16 protein-coding genes and 1 pseudogene are annotated in these 18,225 nt (G+C 41.8%); 3 read left to right on the plus strand and 14 right to left on the minus strand.

The features are described 5' to 3' along the window. Positions 1-218 precede the first annotated feature (218 nt). A complete protein-coding gene (locus tag ACT3S9_RS11910; protein WP_444750953.1) occupies positions 219-1,508 on the plus strand; it encodes a hypothetical protein in 1,290 nt (429 codons plus the stop codon). Here the strand turns inward: ACT3S9_RS11910 and tnpC are convergent. From tnpC to tnpA, 3 genes are read right to left on the minus strand one after another with little or no spacing between them, the layout of a single operon-like run. Further along, complete coding sequence (gene tnpC, locus ACT3S9_RS11915) at positions 1,459-2,982, minus strand: IS66 family transposase (protein ID WP_443489209.1); 1,524 nt, start codon at positions 2,980-2,982, stop codon at positions 1,459-1,461. The genes ACT3S9_RS11910 and tnpC overlap by 50 nt on opposite strands. A 39-nt stretch (positions 2,983-3,021) precedes the next feature. After that, positions 3,022-3,375, minus strand: coding sequence for an IS66 family insertion sequence element accessory protein TnpB (gene tnpB, locus ACT3S9_RS11920; RefSeq protein ID WP_301563133.1), 354 nt, complete (start codon positions 3,373-3,375; stop codon positions 3,022-3,024). Further along, positions 3,372-3,677 (minus strand): IS66 family insertion sequence element accessory protein TnpA, encoded by a 306-nt coding sequence (gene tnpA, locus ACT3S9_RS11925; protein ID WP_301563154.1) that lies wholly within the window; start codon positions 3,675-3,677, stop codon positions 3,372-3,374. Before tnpA ends, tnpB begins: the two co-directional genes overlap by 4 nt. 79 nt (positions 3,678-3,756) lie before the next feature. Between tnpA and ACT3S9_RS11930 the strand changes: the two are divergent. Then, positions 3,757-4,665 (plus strand): annotated as a pseudogene (locus ACT3S9_RS11930) (hypothetical protein); the annotation flags it as partial. Between the two features lie 62 nt (positions 4,666-4,727). Here the strand turns inward: ACT3S9_RS11930 and ACT3S9_RS11935 are convergent. The 10 genes from ACT3S9_RS11935 to glyA form a co-directional block, all read right to left on the minus strand. Then, entirely contained in the window at positions 4,728-7,820 is a 3,093-nt protein-coding gene (locus tag ACT3S9_RS11935) for a diguanylate cyclase domain-containing protein (protein WP_441835384.1), read from the minus strand. Between the two features lie 27 nt (positions 7,821-7,847). After that, complete coding sequence (locus tag ACT3S9_RS11940) at positions 7,848-8,333, minus strand: phosphatidylglycerophosphatase A family protein (RefSeq protein ID WP_441835383.1); 486 nt, start codon at positions 8,331-8,333, stop codon at positions 7,848-7,850. Continuing rightward, on the minus strand, positions 8,330-9,304 hold the full coding sequence (thiL, locus tag ACT3S9_RS11945; RefSeq protein ID WP_441835382.1) for a thiamine-phosphate kinase: 975 nt from the start codon (positions 9,302-9,304) through the stop codon (positions 8,330-8,332). The genes ACT3S9_RS11940 and thiL overlap by 4 nt, the downstream gene beginning before the upstream one ends. A 45-nt stretch (positions 9,305-9,349) precedes the next feature. After that, positions 9,350-9,760 (minus strand): transcription antitermination factor NusB, encoded by a 411-nt coding sequence (gene nusB / locus ACT3S9_RS11950; RefSeq protein ID WP_441835381.1) that lies wholly within the window; start codon positions 9,758-9,760, stop codon positions 9,350-9,352. Positions 9,761-9,775: 15 nt separating this feature from the next. Beyond that, on the minus strand, positions 9,776-10,240 hold the full coding sequence (ribH, locus tag ACT3S9_RS11955) for a 6,7-dimethyl-8-ribityllumazine synthase (RefSeq protein ID WP_441835380.1): 465 nt from the start codon (positions 10,238-10,240) through the stop codon (positions 9,776-9,778). A gap of 150 nt (positions 10,241-10,390) precedes the next feature. After that, complete coding sequence (gene ribBA, locus ACT3S9_RS11960) at positions 10,391-11,503, minus strand: bifunctional 3,4-dihydroxy-2-butanone-4-phosphate synthase/GTP cyclohydrolase II (protein ID WP_441835379.1); 1,113 nt, start codon at positions 11,501-11,503, stop codon at positions 10,391-10,393. Positions 11,504-11,795: 292 nt separating this feature from the next. After that, positions 11,796-12,449 carry a riboflavin synthase gene (locus ACT3S9_RS11965; protein WP_441835378.1) on the minus strand — a complete coding sequence of 218 codons (654 nt, stop codon included), beginning with the start codon at positions 12,447-12,449 and terminating at the stop codon, positions 11,796-11,798. Positions 12,450-12,454: 5 nt separating this feature from the next. Further along, a complete protein-coding gene (ribD, locus tag ACT3S9_RS11970) occupies positions 12,455-13,606 on the minus strand; it encodes a bifunctional diaminohydroxyphosphoribosylaminopyrimidine deaminase/5-amino-6-(5-phosphoribosylamino)uracil reductase RibD (RefSeq protein ID WP_441835377.1) in 1,152 nt (383 codons plus the stop codon). Between the two features lie 2 nt (positions 13,607-13,608). Beyond that, positions 13,609-14,058 carry a transcriptional regulator NrdR gene (gene nrdR / locus ACT3S9_RS11975; protein WP_441835385.1) on the minus strand — a complete coding sequence of 150 codons (450 nt, stop codon included), beginning with the start codon at positions 14,056-14,058 and terminating at the stop codon, positions 13,609-13,611. A 101-nt stretch (positions 14,059-14,159) separates the two neighbouring features. Beyond that, positions 14,160-15,416 carry a serine hydroxymethyltransferase gene (gene glyA, locus ACT3S9_RS11980; protein ID WP_441835376.1) on the minus strand — a complete coding sequence of 419 codons (1,257 nt, stop codon included), beginning with the start codon at positions 15,414-15,416 and terminating at the stop codon, positions 14,160-14,162. A gap of 457 nt (positions 15,417-15,873) precedes the next feature. Here glyA and ACT3S9_RS11985 point away from each other — a divergent pair, with 457 nt between their 5' ends. Beyond that, positions 15,874-16,842 carry an IS30 family transposase gene (locus tag ACT3S9_RS11985; RefSeq protein WP_086959932.1) on the plus strand — a complete coding sequence of 323 codons (969 nt, stop codon included), beginning with the start codon at positions 15,874-15,876 and terminating at the stop codon, positions 16,840-16,842. 97 nt (positions 16,843-16,939) lie between these two features. Here ACT3S9_RS11985 and thrC read toward each other — a convergent pair whose 3' ends face one another. Next, complete coding sequence (gene thrC, locus ACT3S9_RS11990; RefSeq protein WP_441835375.1) at positions 16,940-18,223, minus strand: threonine synthase; 1,284 nt, start codon at positions 18,221-18,223, stop codon at positions 16,940-16,942. Positions 18,224-18,225 lie beyond the last annotated feature (2 nt).

Below are 18,225 nucleotides of genomic sequence, written 5' to 3' on the forward strand. Positions count from 1 at the left end.
AAGTATTTTTATTGCATCCAATTTAGCTGTTCATACGTTTACTCATTGAGGTTAACCGTGAACACAGCGTTCATGCTTTTATTATGCCAGTTACATTGAATTAATGATCTAGTTAATACGCTACAATGATCATTTTTAATAAAGTTAGCATTATGTATTTCTAAGCTTAAGCACTTGTTTGTTCACATTTGATGGATTATTAGAGAAGGTACAAAATAATGATTATGTTTAAATCAGGCTTAAATGCCAATCACACTCACTCTTTATCTTTTGCTCGTAAGGCTTGCTTTTCAGCGCTAACACTCGCTATTTTAATTGGCTTAAGTGGTTGTGATGGTGACGACGGTGCTTCTGGCATGCAAGGCGTTGATGGCAATAACGGCACAGGTGGTGCTGACGGCCAAGATGGTAGCCCAGGCTTTGCCGCTGCAAAGTTTATACTTGCTAACAATGGCCCTGATAATAGTGGCACTGTTAACTTAATTGATCAAAATAGTGCAACACTCAAAACCTTAACCACGAACGCTAACGAAGGTGTTGCTTTTGATAGTTTAGGAAATCTAATTCAGGCAGGTGATGCAGGCAATGGGAGCTTAGTTACGGTCTGTAATGCACTGAATCGTGCTGATGGTGGCATGTATGATAACAATCACGACCGTTCAATCACCGGCCCAACAACAACACTTGTAACTCCTAAAGGGATTCATGTTTCTCATCAGCGCGGTTTAATTTTTGCAGCTGACTTTGATGCCATGCAAATTACTGTTTTTGGTAGCGCTGCTGCAGGTGATGTAGCTCCTTTAGCAAGTACGGTAACTGATGCAAAACCATGGGATGTAACCTATGACGATATTAACGATCGCCTATACGTTGCGTTAACTAATGGTGATGTTGCAGTCTACGATGACTATGTAGATGGTGGATTTATTGCAACCCCCGCTCGAGTTATTACCCCGAGTGATGATACCGGTGAAAAAATATCAGTCAATATTCATGGTATTGTCTTAGATGGAGATACCAATAAGCTTGTTCTTTCTGATGTGGGCAGTGCTGAGGATGTAACCGATGGCGCATTATTTGTAATTGATAATGCCGATCAAGCTGATGGCAATACCGCTGTAGCTCGTAGTATTGCAGGACCAACGACTATGCTAGGTAACCCAGTTGATATTAACCTCACTGGCAGTGATTTACGCGTAGCTGAAAAATCTAACGATGCGGTATTAATATTTAGCAATATATTTTCCGGCCCTAGTGGCGATATAAGCCCTGATTCAGTCACAACCACCATTAAGCCTGAATCGATTACCGAAACAGTAATGCCAAATGAGATGGCTGACATTTCAGATAGCCAAATGGCTAATATGTCACTATTAGGTATCGCAGTAAGTAGCAATCCTAGCTCTGCAGGCCCGACAACGGGCCAAATTAGCGTAAGCGCGCATTTAAGCAGTGCGCTTAGCTATAATCGAAGTCTAGCTGCACATTCCACGGCATTAGGTCGGTAAAATCATCATCACCCTCATCTCGATTCGGCAACGTTTTAAATAAATGCACAAAGTAGTTATAAGGATTGATGTCATTGGCACGACACGTCATCACAATACTATAGAGTGTGGCGCTTGCTTGGGCACCATTAATTGACTTTGAGAATAGCCAGTTTTTCCTACCAGTGGTAAACGGCCGAATATCTCGCTCAGTAATATTATTATCAATCCCTAGTTCGCCATCTTCACTATATCGCATTAATTTCGGCCATTGATTAAGCGTGTATTTTATCGCTTTGCCAATATAACTCCCCGCCGTTACTTTACCTTCGGCTTCATCAAGCCACGCTTTAAAGTGCATTAATATGGGTAAGGCTTTTTCTTGTCGTAACTGATACCGCGCTTGAGGGGATAACTGTTTGTTTTTAGCCTGGGTTTCCAGTTTATATAATTGGCTGATAAAGCTGATGGCTTTATGCGCTCGACCTTTGTTTTTCGACTCTGCTTTTAAGGCATCGTTATATTTGCGTCTAGCGTGTGCCCAACAACCAACAGGGGTAATGCCTTCAATACCGTCATAAACACGGTAACCGTCGCACTGTAAATAGCCTTGATAACCGGCAAGAAATTCTTTTGCGCAAGCGCGACTTCGACCTGCTTGGTAATCGTAAATCACGACAGGCTCATGGCTAACCTCATTGCTGCGATAAACCCACATGTAGGAATTGCTGCTAGGATTGTCACCTTCATCTAAGACTTGTGTACGGGTTTCATCGGCACATAAACTGTGCTCATTAAGCAAGTGACGTTGCATGGCTGCCACTAAGGGGCTGATTAGCAGGCCCGCTTTAATACACCAATTAGCTAATGTTCCGCGCGATAGTTCAAGGCCGCCACGGCCCAGTATTTCAACGAAACGATAAAGCGGTAAGGCATCGCAGTATTTGCCTGTCACAACCGCCGCTAATGCCTCGGGACTGGCAATACTCCCCGGTATCGGTTGTTTAGGTTTAGGCGCGGTGATGATTTTACTGGTCAATTGTTCATGCTCGCAATGTCTGCAAGCATATTTAAATTGTTTGTGCTTAATGACGCTGACTTTCGCCGGAATAATTTTAACTTGTTCGCTGTCTTCACTACCACATTGATGTAGTTGCTCACCGCAACACTGACACGTTAACTCGGTTAAGGTGTGCTCAACCTCTTCTCGTTCAAAGTGCTCAGCCAGCGTTTGTTTGCCTTTCTTATGGTGTTTAGGCGGCTCAGTCGTTTTATGCTGCTCCGCTTCATTGAAGGTGCCCCGTGGGGCTTTTTCACTTTTTTTACCGTATTTTTGGGATTTACTTAACTTAAGCTCAGCAAGCAAGTGGTCAATCCGCGATTGCATTTCAACCTTATCTTCTTGTAAAGCATCAAGCTTAGCCTGCATAAGTGCAAGCTGATTTTGTAGTTCGGTGATGAGAATAGTGTCTGGCATTTTAATAGCATGACACATGGGAAAGATCGTTCAAGTAAAAAAAACGATCTGATTAATTTACATCACCGATAACCCCGATAAAGTCGGGTGCCGTGTTTGATTACTGACCGGTAACCCTGATAGCAACCACTGTAATTGGCGTTGCTCGATGCCCATAGCCGTGTGTTCATTAGTCTGTTTTGGCCACTGAAATCGTCCTTGTTCTAAACGACGATAATAGAGCCAAAAACCGTTGGTATCCCAAAATAAAATCTTTAATTTATCGCGTTGTTTATTACAAAAAACGAACCACGCTTGGCTTAAAGGATCGAGAGATAGGGTATCGCTGACAATAATACTTAGGCCATTGATTGATTTGCGCATGTCGGTGAACCCCGTGACCAAGTAAACTTGGTGTGTGCAAGGTGTCACAGTACGCTCAATAATTTGGCTAGCGTTTGGTTAGCTAATGTCGACTCGAAGTCTATTTGATAGCCGTTTGGTGTGGTGAGTTTAATGATTGAAGGTTGCGTAAAGGCTTGCTCATGAATAACAAACGGGATCACCTGTTGCTTTTTAACCCTTACCGTTTCGTCAGAAAGGCGTTTACGCCAAACATAGAAAGTCGATGCGTTAATGTTGTTATCACGACAAAATTGAATGATGGCTAAACCACTCGATTTTTGCTGCTCAAAAATGCCTTGCCAGTGTTTTATTTTTTGCTGTTTATTCATAATTACCTCAGGTTAATATGCTGAGTAAATTATGCATAGGTGCCATTAACATTGGTATGTGGGGCTAATTACGCGCTTACAAATTAGCCGTTTAAGTGCCCCTCTCACTAGTGAGCTTGGCAGCTACAACGCAAGTGTTGCCGTAGAAAGTGTCACCTTTGATAAAGCAGGTAACAGCTACGCAACCTTCGATGATAGCAGCACTGCAATGGGCGGGATTGTGATCTCAAATAAAGTCGCATTACATCGAGATGGTCAAGTTTATAATGCTAGTCAAGACAGCATTATTACAGGCGCCGCCACGGGGCTTATTTCACCTAAAGGGATTGATGTTGCTTCAGACAGCGGCATGATTTTTATTGCTGAAAACAATGCAGCCACGCCTGGGATTTTAATCTTTTCAACCTGTACGACAGGAGATGCTAGCCCGTTATTAACTCTAACACCATCAGCTGATGCTATCCCTTGGGATGTTGATTACGACGTTAAAACAGACCGTGCCTTTGTCGCATTAACCAATGGCACAGTGGCGGTGTTTGATGAAGTGAAAAGCAAGCTTATGGCTGGTATGACGACAATCACAGGGGAAGATCGCCTAATCACTCCAGCATCTGGTGGCGCGGCACTCATTGCACCTACCAATATTCACGGTATTGATTACGATGCGTTAAGTGATTCGTTGATTATTTCAGATGTTGGCAGCGCTACTGATGCTACAGATGGTAAAATTTATGTAGTTAATAATGCCGGCAATGCAGCAGGCTTGGTGAACATAAGTGTTAATATCAGTGGCCCAGCAACTATGCTCGGTAACCCAGTTGATATTATGTATAGCGGTAACCACTTGTATGTTGCAGAAAAATCAAACAGCTTAGTGATGCGTTTTGACAATATACTTAATAGCCCTGGAGGCGATATTTCCGCCGATGTAAGCTATTCATTTACAGCCCCTGAGTCAGTGGCTATTTTACCAACCTGGTTGAAATAAAGAGTTTTACTCTTAACCTCACCATGCCCTTTTATGAACTCAACATTCATAAAAGGGCATTTTTAGCGTATCCACACCTTAACATCTGCAAGGCCACTTTCTTGTAATGTTCCTAGCTGCTTATCTACATTGTTACCTTGCTCAAATTCAAAGGCATCAAGTTGTACGTCAAAGGTAATATTCGCAACACCGTCACCACCGCGTTTTTTTACTTGATGAAGCGCAATATCAGCAAGGTTTACCGAAGCTTCCCAACCAATGACTTGACCGCCCAGTAATGGTAACGGATAGAATGACCAACCAATTGAAGTCGTTATATGGGTTGTTTTACCATTAGGTAAGTTAAAAGTATGCTCAGCAACAGCGATACATAAATCAGCTGCATAACTATCAATGGCGCTGCGTTTAAAGTCTCTTAATAGCAGTAAGAATTCATCGCCACTCCAACGAGCCACATAATCAGAGCCTTGAGTTCGGCTATTTAATAAAGCAGCCACTTGCTGTAAACAACTATCACCTGCAAGCGGGCCATAGGCATCGTTGATACGACTAAAGTCGTCAAAATTCATAACTAATAATACCAGCGACTTACCCTGCGCTTGTAAAGACTGAGAGTTACGCTGAAAGTGTTCAATATCTTTAGGAAGCTGATCAAACAAGAAACGTCTACTTCTAAGCCCTGTTAACTCATCTGAGTGGCTCACAAGCTTTAACTGAGAATTAACTTGGTTAAGTTTATCATTAGCTTGGCGTAGTTCACCTGTACGTTCAGTCACTAAGCTCTCAAGCGCAACTTGCTTACGACGTTCTTGCGCTCTAAATACCCAAAATACTAGATAAAAAAGTAATATAAAACTACCGCTGATCAGCAGTCTAAAGTAAATTGTTTCATCAAAACGCCTAGGCACCACAAAAGTGTACTCAGTACGCCGCGCTTTTTTCCAATCATCTCCTTGACGTTTTGCTTCCAATTCAAACAAAAATGGTCCTGGCGGTAAATTAGTATAAATTGCTTCGCGGCGCGTATTGGCATAACGCCAATCGCTATCTAACCCACTGAGCTTATATCTAAACTCAATGCTACTTGGCGCGTAATAATCAATCGCTGTGTATTTGAGGGTAATATCACGTTCATCAGTTTGTAACTTCGGGTTGTCACCCAATGCAGCCGTGGCAAATTTACGTAAGCTCGTGGTGATACTCTCAACTTTAGGCTGCAGCTCTTTGGGTCCAAACAGCTCGACGCTTTTAGGAATTTCGACCACCCCTTGTAAACTGGGATACCAAATTGAATTTCCCGTATCTGCAACAGCATCATGACCAAGACCAGCGCAACATTGGCTGGCTTTACCATCGAGCTTGCGATCAAATGAAGAAATGACTTGTTCTACTTTTAAACTGTCTATATCGCTACCAAACTGGTCTACCGGCATGCGATACACCCCATTCATGGTGCTTACCCAAATTCGTTTTAGTTTATCATCGTAGCTTAAACTAAAAATCGAACCATACGGTAAACCATTCGATGCATCAAGCTGGCGCCACCGGCCTTTCGTACTGCGGTAGAACAAGCCATCATTTAGCGAACCAATTAATATACCAATACCATCAACCTGTAAAATACTGGTCACATAAGCGCTTTCGAGTGTGGTTTGGTCACCTATTTTTTCAATGCCTCGATCGGTAAAGTAATAAGCCCCTTTACTGGTACCAATTAAGCCAAAATTTTCTTTATCAAGCACGTAAGTAATAAACTTACTACCCAAGAAGGCATTGTAGGCAAAAGGAGTTAGCCCTGAGTAGCTCAGCCGGTACATACCTCGCCCGGTACCTAACCAAAACCCACCTTTGCTTGAGCGGCTAATCGCAAATACCGGGTTATCACGTAGTGCCCTGCCGGGTACCGTGAACAAAGTATTATTTTCATAAAAATATACTCCACGCCCGGTGGCTATATAGAGCCTATCCCCATCAAACTGCAAATCATGAACAGCAGTACGACCATATTGATTGCTAGGTATTTTATTAATAAAGTTTTTATCGTAGTCAAAATAGCCTACCCCACTACGATTAGCGACCCACAGTTTGCCATCAGGGGCTGCATTAATCGCCATTACCGATTCAGTCATTTTTGATATAGCGGAGTGGCGCTCAATACGCCCTTCGTGAGCCAGCCACAATCCTTCGCTAAAGCTAGCTAGCCAAATATTATTTTGTTTGTCTCGGTAAATATCCGAAAACCAAATACTTTGATCTAGTTGGCTCGGTTCAACCCATTGCCAATCTCCTGAATTATCGCGAAATAATAAACGTCCATAAGTCGAAATCCATAGTGCGCCATCGGAGTCACTCATAAATTTATAAACCGCGGAGCTATTAGCATTAGGAAGTGGAAAAGGCCGCAGTTCATCATCTAAATCAAGAAAATAAGCACCCAGTTCTGACGCTAAATACAAGTTACCTTCTAACCACGCCATATCATGGATAATGGTTTGCGCTAAGCGCTCAGGTAAGGTTACTTTTGCTGTCAGCTCTAGTCGTCGTTTAGCAAAGTCAGATGAAGAGTTAGTTAAGCGCAGCAAGTAGCGCTCATTAACCAACCAAATACCTTCAGGTGATATTGCCATTTGGCTCACTGAGCCGACAATCTGAGTAATTTTAGTTGCGTGTATAACCGCGGGGAAGGTTAAATCAGCTTGATTAGAGTCGAACTTTAGTTGATTTCGTGAAACAAAATACAAGCCATTAGCTGCAACCCAAACACTACCCTTACCATCTTCGATGATATCGCGTACAGGATCTTTAATATTAAAGGTTTTTATTGCCATAGTGGCAGGGTTTAGAACTACGACGCCCTCTTTAGTACCTACCCATAAATACCCTTCGCTATCGACCAGTAACTTATTAATACCATTACTCGGTAAAAAGGCGCTGTTTTTAGTGTTAAAGTTAGTAAAGGTGTTGCCATCAAAACGGCTCAGGCCAAATTGCGTGCCAAGCCACATGTAGCCTTGCTCATCTTGCACAACGCTTTTTAGTGATTGTGAAGGCAGGCCATTTTGCATGTTCCACTGCTTAACCACATAATCGGTTATCGATGCCATGCTGGGCATGCTACTCAGCAGCAAAAACACAACTAATAAAAATCGTAGCATGACCTTACACCTCATTATGCCAAATATTTAAAACGGTATATAACCAGCTTTAAGTAAGGCTTGCAGACAAACCAGCGAAAATATACCCGCAACAATATCATCCGCCATAATACCCAAACCACCATGCATTCGTTTATCTAATATGCGAATAGGGCCTGGTTTAGCGATATCAAAAAAGCGAAATAATAAAAATCCCACTAATAATGACTGCCAACTAAGTGCAGCGCCAATCATGGTAATGTAAAAGCCTGCGACTTCGTCCCATACAATTGCAGGGTGATCATGTACACCTAAATCATCAGCGGTCTTTCCACAGACCCAAATACCAAAAATACTGATCACTATAGCAAAAACAATTTGCAGCCACAGTGGATAATGCATGGTAATAAATATAAAAGGTAACGCTGCAAAAGTACCAAAAGTACCCGGTGCTTTTGGTGCTAAGCCGAGGCCAAAACCCAAACCAAAAAATTGATGCGGGCGTTTTAAATTAAATAATACAGACTTGTTCAAACCGTCTCCTCGTTAAAATGCTCAAAACCATCACAGCTAAACTCAAGCTTTTTTTTATTGTAACGAAGATCAATTGCCCCTTCACCACTTTTAATCTGACCAATACAACTGGCTTCAACACCATATTGACGCAGCTTTATTTCAAGCATACTTTTTTTATCATCTGGCACAGTAAATAAAAGCTCATAATCATCACCATAATTTAAAATATACGGTAATTGTTGCTCGGTATCTAGGCTTGCTTGCATTGCATCCGAGCGCGGAATTTTATCAACGTCAATCGTTGCACTAACCTGTGACATATCCAAAATATGTCCAAGGTCTGCCAGTAAGCCATCAGATACATCAATAGCCGAAGAAGCTAAACCTCGTAAAACTTGTCCTGCAGCTACTTTAGGGGTTGGATAGTCAAAACACTTATTAAGATAGCCCAAATACTCTGGGGCAATACTTAATCCTTGTTTACGCGATTCAATCGCAAGGCCTGCGTCGCCCAGCGGGCCAGTTACAAAAACCCAATCGCCGACTTTGGCGCCACTACGATGCAGGGCTTTACCTTTTGGCACAGTACCTTTGGCACAAATAGTTATAGCTAGCGGCCCTTGCGTGGTATCGCCACCAATAATCTGCACATTAAAATACTCGGCAATTTCATGCATGCCTTCAGTGAATTCCTCAAGCCACTGCACGTCAAGACTTGGCAATGTTAAAGCAACTGACATCCATGTGGGCTCTGCTCCCATTGCAGCTAAGTCACTTAAATTAACAGCAAGTGCGCGGTGGCCTAAAGCACGGGGAGATATATCGTCAAAAAAATGCACACCTGCCACTAAGGTATCTGTAGTAACAGCAAGCTGACAATTTTCAGGGATGGTAACTAAGGCGCAATCGTCACCGATGCCTAGGTCAACATCACGACGAGTAATACCGCGACCTTTAAAGTAGCGGTTTATTAATTCAAATTCCTTCATATACAAAAAAGCCGGCCCAAGCCGGCTCTCCTTCTTACGGTTTAATTACTTACGCAGTTGTTTAACTGCTTTATCAAGTACACCGTTAACAAATTTATGGCTGTCTTCAGCACCAAATATTTTAGCCAACTCAATGCCTTCATTGATAGCAACTTTATAAGGCACATCTTCGCGGAACTTAAGCTCATAGCTGCTTAAACGTAAAATAGCACGTTCAACTTCATCTAACTCGTCAAATGGACGAGTAAGGTGTGGTGAAACGACTTCGTCTAGTTGCTGATGATTAACTGCAACGCCACGCGCTAAATCTTTAAAATATTCCACATCTATTTTAGTTATGTCATTTTCGATCAACATTTGTTGTTCAATATCGGCAATAGCATTACCACTTAACTGCCAAGAATAAACGGCTTGAAGTGCTAAGATGCGTGCTTTACGTCTTGCTGCTGGTTTCACAGAGATTCCTTAAACTTAAATTTTATCTAACACATTAACCATTTCAAGCGCACCAAGTGCAGCTTCGCCGCCTTTGTTGCCCATTTTGGTGCCCGCGCGCTCAATTGCTTGTTCAATACTTTCAGTGGTTAATACGCCAAATGCAACCGGGATATCATACTCAAGCGATATTTGTGCAAGGCCTTTGTTTGACTCACCTGCTACAAGATCAAAGTGTGGCGTACCACCTCTGATCACCACGCCTAACGCAATGATTGCATCATATTCTTTTTTTGCCGCAACACGTTTTGCCGCTAAAGGTAATTCAACTGCACCAGGTACATATATAACAGTAATATCATCTTCAGATACACCACCAGTGCGCTTTAACTCATCAATAGCACCTGCTAAAAGGCTACTACCAATAAAGTCATTAAAGCGAGAAATGACAATGGCAAATTTTTTGCCTGGGGCGTATTTATTACCTTCAATAATTTTCATTTGATAACCCTAAAAAATAAGTTCGGCGATTGCGCAAAAATTGCAGCGCATCATACCACAAAAATAAAAAGATAGCCTAGCGCCTGTTTGCCTTTGAAAATTAAAACTTGTTTAATCCTGAAGAATAAACAGGCGCTTAGTTTAGCTCGCTTATTGTGGCTCTACGTAGTCAACCACTTCTAAATGAAAGCCCGATAATGCATGGTATTTTTTAGGACGACTCATTAAGCGCATTTTCTCAATACCTAAGTCTGCCAGTATCTGAGAGCCCACACCCACCGTACGAGATGTACCTTTAAACTTACCATGGCTGACACTTTCACCGGCATCCTCTGCGGCAAATGCTTTAACGGTCGCTTCTAAATCTTCAGTCTGCTCTTGCTTGCCTAATATGACTAACGCGCCATTATTTTTAGCGATATACGCCATGGCATCCGATAAGCCCCAACTTCTGTCGACATTACGGTCTGAAAGTAAAATATCGTTAAAAGTATTTTGTAAGTGAACGCGGACTAACGTGGTATCTTCTTTACTAATATCACCTTTAATAAGCGCATAATGAAGTTGACCATCAATAGTGTCTTTATAGGTCACTAAATCAAACGTGCCGTGATCGGTGGGTAACTTACACTTAGCAACACGTTCGATAGTGGTTTCGTTTAGGTTACGGTATTCAATTAAGTCAGCAATGGTACCTATTTTAATACCTTGCTCTTTGGCAAATATTTCTAAGTCAGGGCGACGCGCCATAGTGCCATCGGCATTTAGAACTTCAACAATTACTGATGAGGCTTCAAGCCCTGCTAAGCGCGCTAAATCACAACCTGCTTCGGTGTGCCCTGCGCGTGTTAACACGCCGCCTGGTTGCGCCATAATTGGGAAAATATGACCCGGCTGTACAATATCACTTGGCACCGCGCCTTTACCAATAGCAGCTTGCACAGTACGCGCGCGATCAGCGGCTGAAATACCCGTTGTTACGCCTTTTGACGCTTCAATTGACATCGTGAAATTAGTTGAGAAAGCCGCACCATTATTTTTCACCATTAAGGGTAAGTCAAGCTGTTCACAACGTGCTTGAGTCATGGTTAAACAAATTAAACCGCGGCCATGAGTGGCCATGAAGTTAATGGCTTCGGCGCTGATGTGCTCAGCGGCAATAATTAAGTCGCCTTCATTTTCTCTGTCTTCATCGTCCATTAAAATAACCATTTTACCGGCTTTAATGTCATCGATAATTTCTTGTGCGCTGTGTAAATTCATAACCTACTCATATTAATTTGTGGAGTCTATATACCCAAACCAACTCAAGAAGCGAGTTTCAGTGGGAATTAAAAGCGATTTAGACAAGGCATTGATTGCAAATAATAGTGATTCTATTACTAAAATCAATAGCGAAGTATACGTCGCTTTTAAACCAACCCACCGAGCGTTTCACAAGGGCATACTCTTATCATTGTTATCCCATAAAAGGGCATGCCATTCTTGCAACGTAACACTTTGAGATTAAGCCTGTGTGTAACGCTGAGCTCTGCATCTCGAGTTGGTTTGGGTATTACTTAATAAAGCCTGCTTGCGTGAGTAAGCTCATTGATATATCTGAGCTTGCAGGCTGCTCTGCACCTTTGATCAATCGTTCTAAATAACGGGCTATTTGGTCAACTTCGAGGTTAACCTCAGTGCCAACTTTAAAGTCAGCAATACTCGTTTGTTCGCTAGTATGCGGTACAATGGTGAGTTTGAATTTGTTTTCCTCGACCGCATTTACAGTCAGGCTAATACCATCAACGCAAACAGAACCTTTATAAGGAATGTATTTCATCAACTCGCTGTTAGTACTTAACCAATATTCAGTTGCGCGGGCATTAGGGGTAATACTCGTAATTGTCGCGATGCCATCAACGTGACCTGAAACTAAATGCCCACCAAGACGAGATACCGGTTGCATGGCTTTTTCAAGGTTAACTTTTTGGCCTTGTTTATAGTTAGCAAAACCAGTTAAACCAATTGTCTCATTCGATAGATCAGCACTAAACCCATCACTATGCTTAGTCACCACAGTTAAGCACACACCATTAGTTGCAATGCTGTCTCCAATCTTCACATCAGCCATTTTCAAATCGTTACTTTGAATGCGAATAGCTAAATCACCTAGCTTTTTTTGTAATTCGCTAATGACGCCCGTGGCTTCAATAATCCCAGTAAACATAGTGGTTACTCTTTAGTTATAAGATGGAGTTGTGGTATTTTAGCACGCTTTGCAGTGATACGAATATCATCACCAATCACAGTGCAATCAGTCATTGTTAAATTTACCGCATCTTGCATACTCGTCAGTTCATTAAAATTTAGTAAGCTTTTAGCGTCACTTCCTAAAAACTTAGGTGCAAGATAAACAATGTATTCATCAATAAGGTTTTCTTCAGCCATTTTACCAGCAAGCGTGGCTCCCGCTTCCAACCAAACATGATTAAACTGGCGTTTGGCTAAAATTACTAATGCCGTAATTAAATCAATTTTATTGTTTTTTTCAGGCACCAGTACATGGCTTACAAAATGAGGCCACTGGATTGATTTATCAAGCTGGGTAGTTAGGATTATCACTTCGCTTGCAATGCTAAATAGGGCCAAATCTGGCGTTAAGCGATTTTGTGAATCAATAATAACTCTAACCGGTTGGCGCAAGGGTAAATCTGTCGGTAATTTTTTTGGTAATTCATTTACCCGAACATTGAGCTTAGCATCATCAACTAATACAGTGTCTGCACCACTTAAAATTGCGCAGCTTTGTGCGCGATGCAACTGCACATCTTGGCGAGCTTTAGCACCTGTTATCCATTTGCTTTGGCCATTTTTAAGGGCAGTTTTGCCATCAAGGCTCGCTGCCATTTTACAAGTGACAAATGGTAGGCCCTGTTCCATGCGTTTTAAAAAACCACGATTTAACAACCTTGCTTGTTGTTCTAACAACCCAAACGCAACTTCGATTCCCGCATCTTCTAAAATAGCTAAACCTTTACCTGCAACTTGCGGGTTAGGGTCAACCATGGCTGCTATCACCTTTTTAACGTCCGCGGCTTTTAATCCTTCGGCGCATGGCGGAGTACGTCCATAATGACTGCATGGCTCAAGCGTTACATACGCAGTGGCGCCTTTGGCCTTACTGCCCGCCATTGTTAATGCGTTGACTTCTGCGTGGCCGTGCCCTGCAACTTGGTGAAAACCTTCGCCGACAATAATATCATCTTTAACCAATACACAGCCTACGTTTGGATTGGGCGTAGTAGTAAAACGGCCAAATTTTGCAAGCTCAATAGCGCGTGCCATGTAGTTAGTATCTTGCTCAGTGAATGTTTGCTCACTCATCACTACTCTCCTAAACGAGCAATTTCTTCACCAAACTCACGAATATCTTCAAACGAGCGATACACAGATGCAAAGCGTACATAGGCAACCTTATCAAGTTTTTTAAGTGCTTCCATAATGCACTCGCCTACTAAATGACTAGAAATTTCGCGCTCGCCAGTGCCTCGTAGTTGTGACTTAATGATATTCACTACTTCATCTACTTGCTCGGTACTGACAGGACGCTTTTCTAAGGCGCGCGTTAGGCCATTGAGGAGTTTATCTTCGTTAAATGGTTCGCGGCTGCCGTCTTGTTTTACAACCCGAGGCATCACAAGTTCAGCGCCTTCAAAGGTAGTAAAACGCTCATGGCATTCATTACATTCACGACGGCGTCTTACTTGGTGACCACCGCCAACTAAACGCGAGTCAATCACTTTGGTATCATTTGCGGTGCAAAATGGGCAATGCATAGGTATCAGTTCCGTTAACGACAAAAAAGGCCGCTTTTAAGCGGCCTTTATAATAGCAAAAAACAACGCTATTGTGATCTAAATTACTGTTTACTGCTTAATTAAGCGTAAACAGGTAATTTTTTACAGATTGCTTTAACTTGTTCTTTTACTTGTGCTTGTACTGACTCATCGTTGATGCTGTCTAGTACGTCACAAATCCAGCCAGCAAGCTCTTTTGATTCAGCTTCTTTAAAACCACGACGAGTGATTGCAGGAGAACCAATACGTAGGCCTGATGTAACAAATGGCGAACGTGGATCATTGGGTACTGAGTTCTTGTTCACGGTAATATTTGCATTACCTAATGCTGCATCAGCGTCTTTACCCGTAATGTCTTTATCAATTAAGTCAAGCAAGAACAAGTGGTTTTCTGTTTTATCAGAGACGATTTTGTAGCCGCGTTCTTGCATAACTGCAACCATTGCTTGAGCATTTTTAACAACTTGTGTTTGATAAGCTTTAAACTCAGGCTGTAAAGCTTCTTTAAATGCCACAGCTTTTGCAGCAATAATGTGACATAAAGGACCACCTTGGCCACCAGGGAAAACCGCACTGTTAAGCTTTTTATAGATAGCTTCGTCGCCACACCCTGAGATGATTAAACCGCCACGAGGGCCTGCAAGTGTTTTATGAGTTGTCGTAGTCACAACGTGTGCATGTGGTACCGGGTTTGGATATACACCCGCCGCAATAAGACCAGCAACGTGAGCCATATCAACAAACAGGTAAGCACCTACTTTGTCTGCAATTTCACGAAATTTAGCCCAATCAACAACCCCAGAGTATGCTGAGAAGCCACCGATAATCATTTTTGGTTTATGTTCAAGCGCTAGCGCTTCAACTTGAGCGTAATCAATTTCGCCCGTTACTTCGTCTAGTCCGTATTGAATCGCATTGTAAAGCTTGCCAGAAAAGCTGACGTGTGAACCATGCGTTAAGTGACCGCCATGCGCTAAACTCATACCTAATACTGTATCACCAGCATCTAAAAGTGCTAAGAAAACAGCAGCATTTGCTTGAGAACCGGCATGCGGTTGTACGTTTGCATAATCAGAACCAAAAAGTTCGTTTGCACGGTCAATGGCTAATTGCTCTACTACGTCAACATGCTCACAACCACCGTAGTAACGTTTACCTGGGTAGCCTTCTGCATATTTATTAGTTAGCTGCGAACCCTGTGCTTCAAGTACGCGTGGGCTACAATAGTTTTCAGATGCGATAAGCTCAATGTGTTCTTCTTGGCGAGTAGTTTCTTTGTTGATTGCTTCAAATAACTCTGGATCGAAATCCGAAATATTCATGCTACGTTCTAACATGCGGGCTCCTAGGGCAACGTGTATGGTATTTATGAAGGCCAAATTATACGCTGAAAACGTCAATTTGCCTATGTTGTATTGATGAACATATTTAAACAGGGATTGAATTTATTTCACAGTGTTTTAGTAATGATATTTTTTTATAGAAACATTAAAAATATAAATGCCTAACCACTACTACATTTTCAAAGTTAATATTAAATTCATTTTGCACTTTCTCTATTAACTACCACATTAGCTGGCTTTAATTTAGTGGGTATCGACATTTAACGAATGCGGCAGGAGCGCTACCGGTGTAATGCTCTCTTTTGTTGGCCATTTATTTTAGCCTTAAGACTTTAAACTGCCGCTCATACGTCTAATTAAGGGCCTAAATTCGGATAATAAGTGCAATTTCTCAGATTAGATGGCCAGCTGTTATAATTCGGCCATTTTCTCGCCAAAGGAAATTGCTTTAATGAAATATAAACAGCTGACACAAGAAGAAAGATACCAGATTTACGCGTTAATAAAAGCAGGAAATAACCAAAAGCAGATAGCTGAAGAACTAACTCGTTCACCGTCATCTATTTCTAGAGAGCTAAAACGCAATAAAGGACTTAAAGGCTATCGGCCTAACCAAGCCAATAACTTTGCTGAACAAAGACGTAAGTCATCTTTCAAAGCAAGTAAGTTAACAGAGGACGTCACTCACTGGATTAATAAATTGTTGCATGACGGACTTTCCCCTGAGCAAGTGGCAGGCCGCTTAGCTTTAGAGAAACAGGTCGTTTTACATCATGAAACAATTTATCAATATATTTACAGAGACAAGGCTCGTGGTGGCAAGCTACATAAGACACTCACTCGTGCATGTAAAAAGTATAAAAAACGCTATGGAAGCTATGATAAACGTGGACAGATAGTTAATCGAGTCAGCATTGATGAACGCCCAAGTATTGTGGATTCAAAGTCTAGGATTGGTGATTGGGAGGGCGATACAGTGATAGGTAAAGGGCGTAAAAATGCGCTTGTCACAATGGTTGAACGTAAAACGTTATATACAGTCGTTCACAGAATTGAAAGCAAGCATGCGAAAATAACAGCCGATGCGCTGATCACGTGTATGACACCATATAAAGGTAAGGTTATTACCGTGACGTTAGATAATGGAAAAGAGTTTGCTCACCATGAGCATGTTGCACAAAAATTAGAAGCTGATGTGTATTTCGCTCATCCCTATTCATCATGGGAGCGGGGCATAAATGAGAATACCAACGGCTTACTTAGACGCTTCTTCCCCAAGGGAACTGACTTTATGGCGCTAAGTGAAGCAGAGATACAGGCGGCAGTTGATAAGCTCAACCATCGGCCAAGAAAAACAAGAGGGTATAAAACCCCTCATGAATTATTTACGGGGCAATCAGAAGTTCTGGTGGCTGCATAATGATTGCACTTAATACTTGAATTCAAGGGGTTATTAAAAAGCCGAACATTGTATTTAATGTCCGGCTTTTATCGTAATAAAGTCGTCTCTTAAAGTCTTAGCCTAACTTAGCTAATATTTCAGAGCGAAGTGCATCATAGTCATCAGCTATATCTTGTGCTAAACATGGTTTAGCTAAGGCATCTGCTAGTGGTTTAGGCATTTCGAGTTCAATATTTAAAATCTCTTCAACACTTTCTTTAAACTTAGCAGGATGTGCCGTCGCCAAAAAAACACCCGCGGTATTTGGTGCTAAATTAGCTTTTAATCCCTGATAAGCTATTGCCGTATGTGGCTCAGCAAGATAACCCGTTTGTTGAATTTTTTTCATCACTGTTTGCGTTTCACTTTCGTCCACACTCGTTGAATAAAAGTCATCATAACTAAACCAGTTATTATCAAGCATGGTTTGTACACGCGGCCAGTTATTAGGTTTGCTAACATCCATAGCATTTGATAACGATTCAATTGTGGTATTTGGAGCCCAATTTTTATCAAGGATAAAACGCGGCACAGTATCGTTTTGATTAGTTGTCGCGCTAAGCTTATCTACTGGTAAGCCAATGACGGCACCAATCATCGCAGCACAAACATTACCAAAGTTACCACTAGGTACTGAAATATGCGCACTAGCACGCTTTTCTTTAGGTAGTTGAGCAATCGCCTCAAAGTAATAACATACTTGAGCCACTAAGCGGCTAATATTAATTGAGTTTGCTGAATTTAGACCTAAGCGAGATTGAACCTCATCATCTAAAAACGCATTTTTAACCATACTTTGACAATCGTCAAAACTGCCTTCAACCGCATAGCAATGAATGTTATTGCCAAGAGTGGTAAATAACTTTTGCTGCGCCAATGAAATTTTGCCTTTAGGGTAAAGAATAACCACGTCAATATTTGGCTTGTTATAAAAAGCATGCGCAACAGCAGCCCCTGTATCACCTGAGGTGGCGGTTAAAATTGTGGTTTTTTCGCCTTGACTAAACCGAGCTAAACACTCAGCCATAAAGCGCCCGCCAAAATCTTTAAACGCAAGCGTTGGCCCGTGGAATAACTCTAAACAATAAATATTCTCTTCAACTTCTACCAGCTTAACCGGGAAGTTAAAGGCGCTTTCCACCATTTTTTCTACCGTGTCTGCAGGGAGTTCATCCCCAATTAAATGAGACAGTATTTTGCTACTACGGGTGACAAAGTCCATATCTAATAGCGCATCAATATTTTCCATTGGTGCTAAAGATTCAGGGAAAAACACCCCTTGATTACGACCTAGGCCTGTTTTAACCGCTTCGATAAATGACACCTTTTGCGAGTCATCTTTTAAATTATGTAATTGCATTT

This window comes from Pseudoalteromonas sp. AOP31-A2-14, from assembly GCF_052378035.1.
Classification (GTDB): Bacteria; Pseudomonadota; Gammaproteobacteria; order Enterobacterales; family Alteromonadaceae; genus Pseudoalteromonas.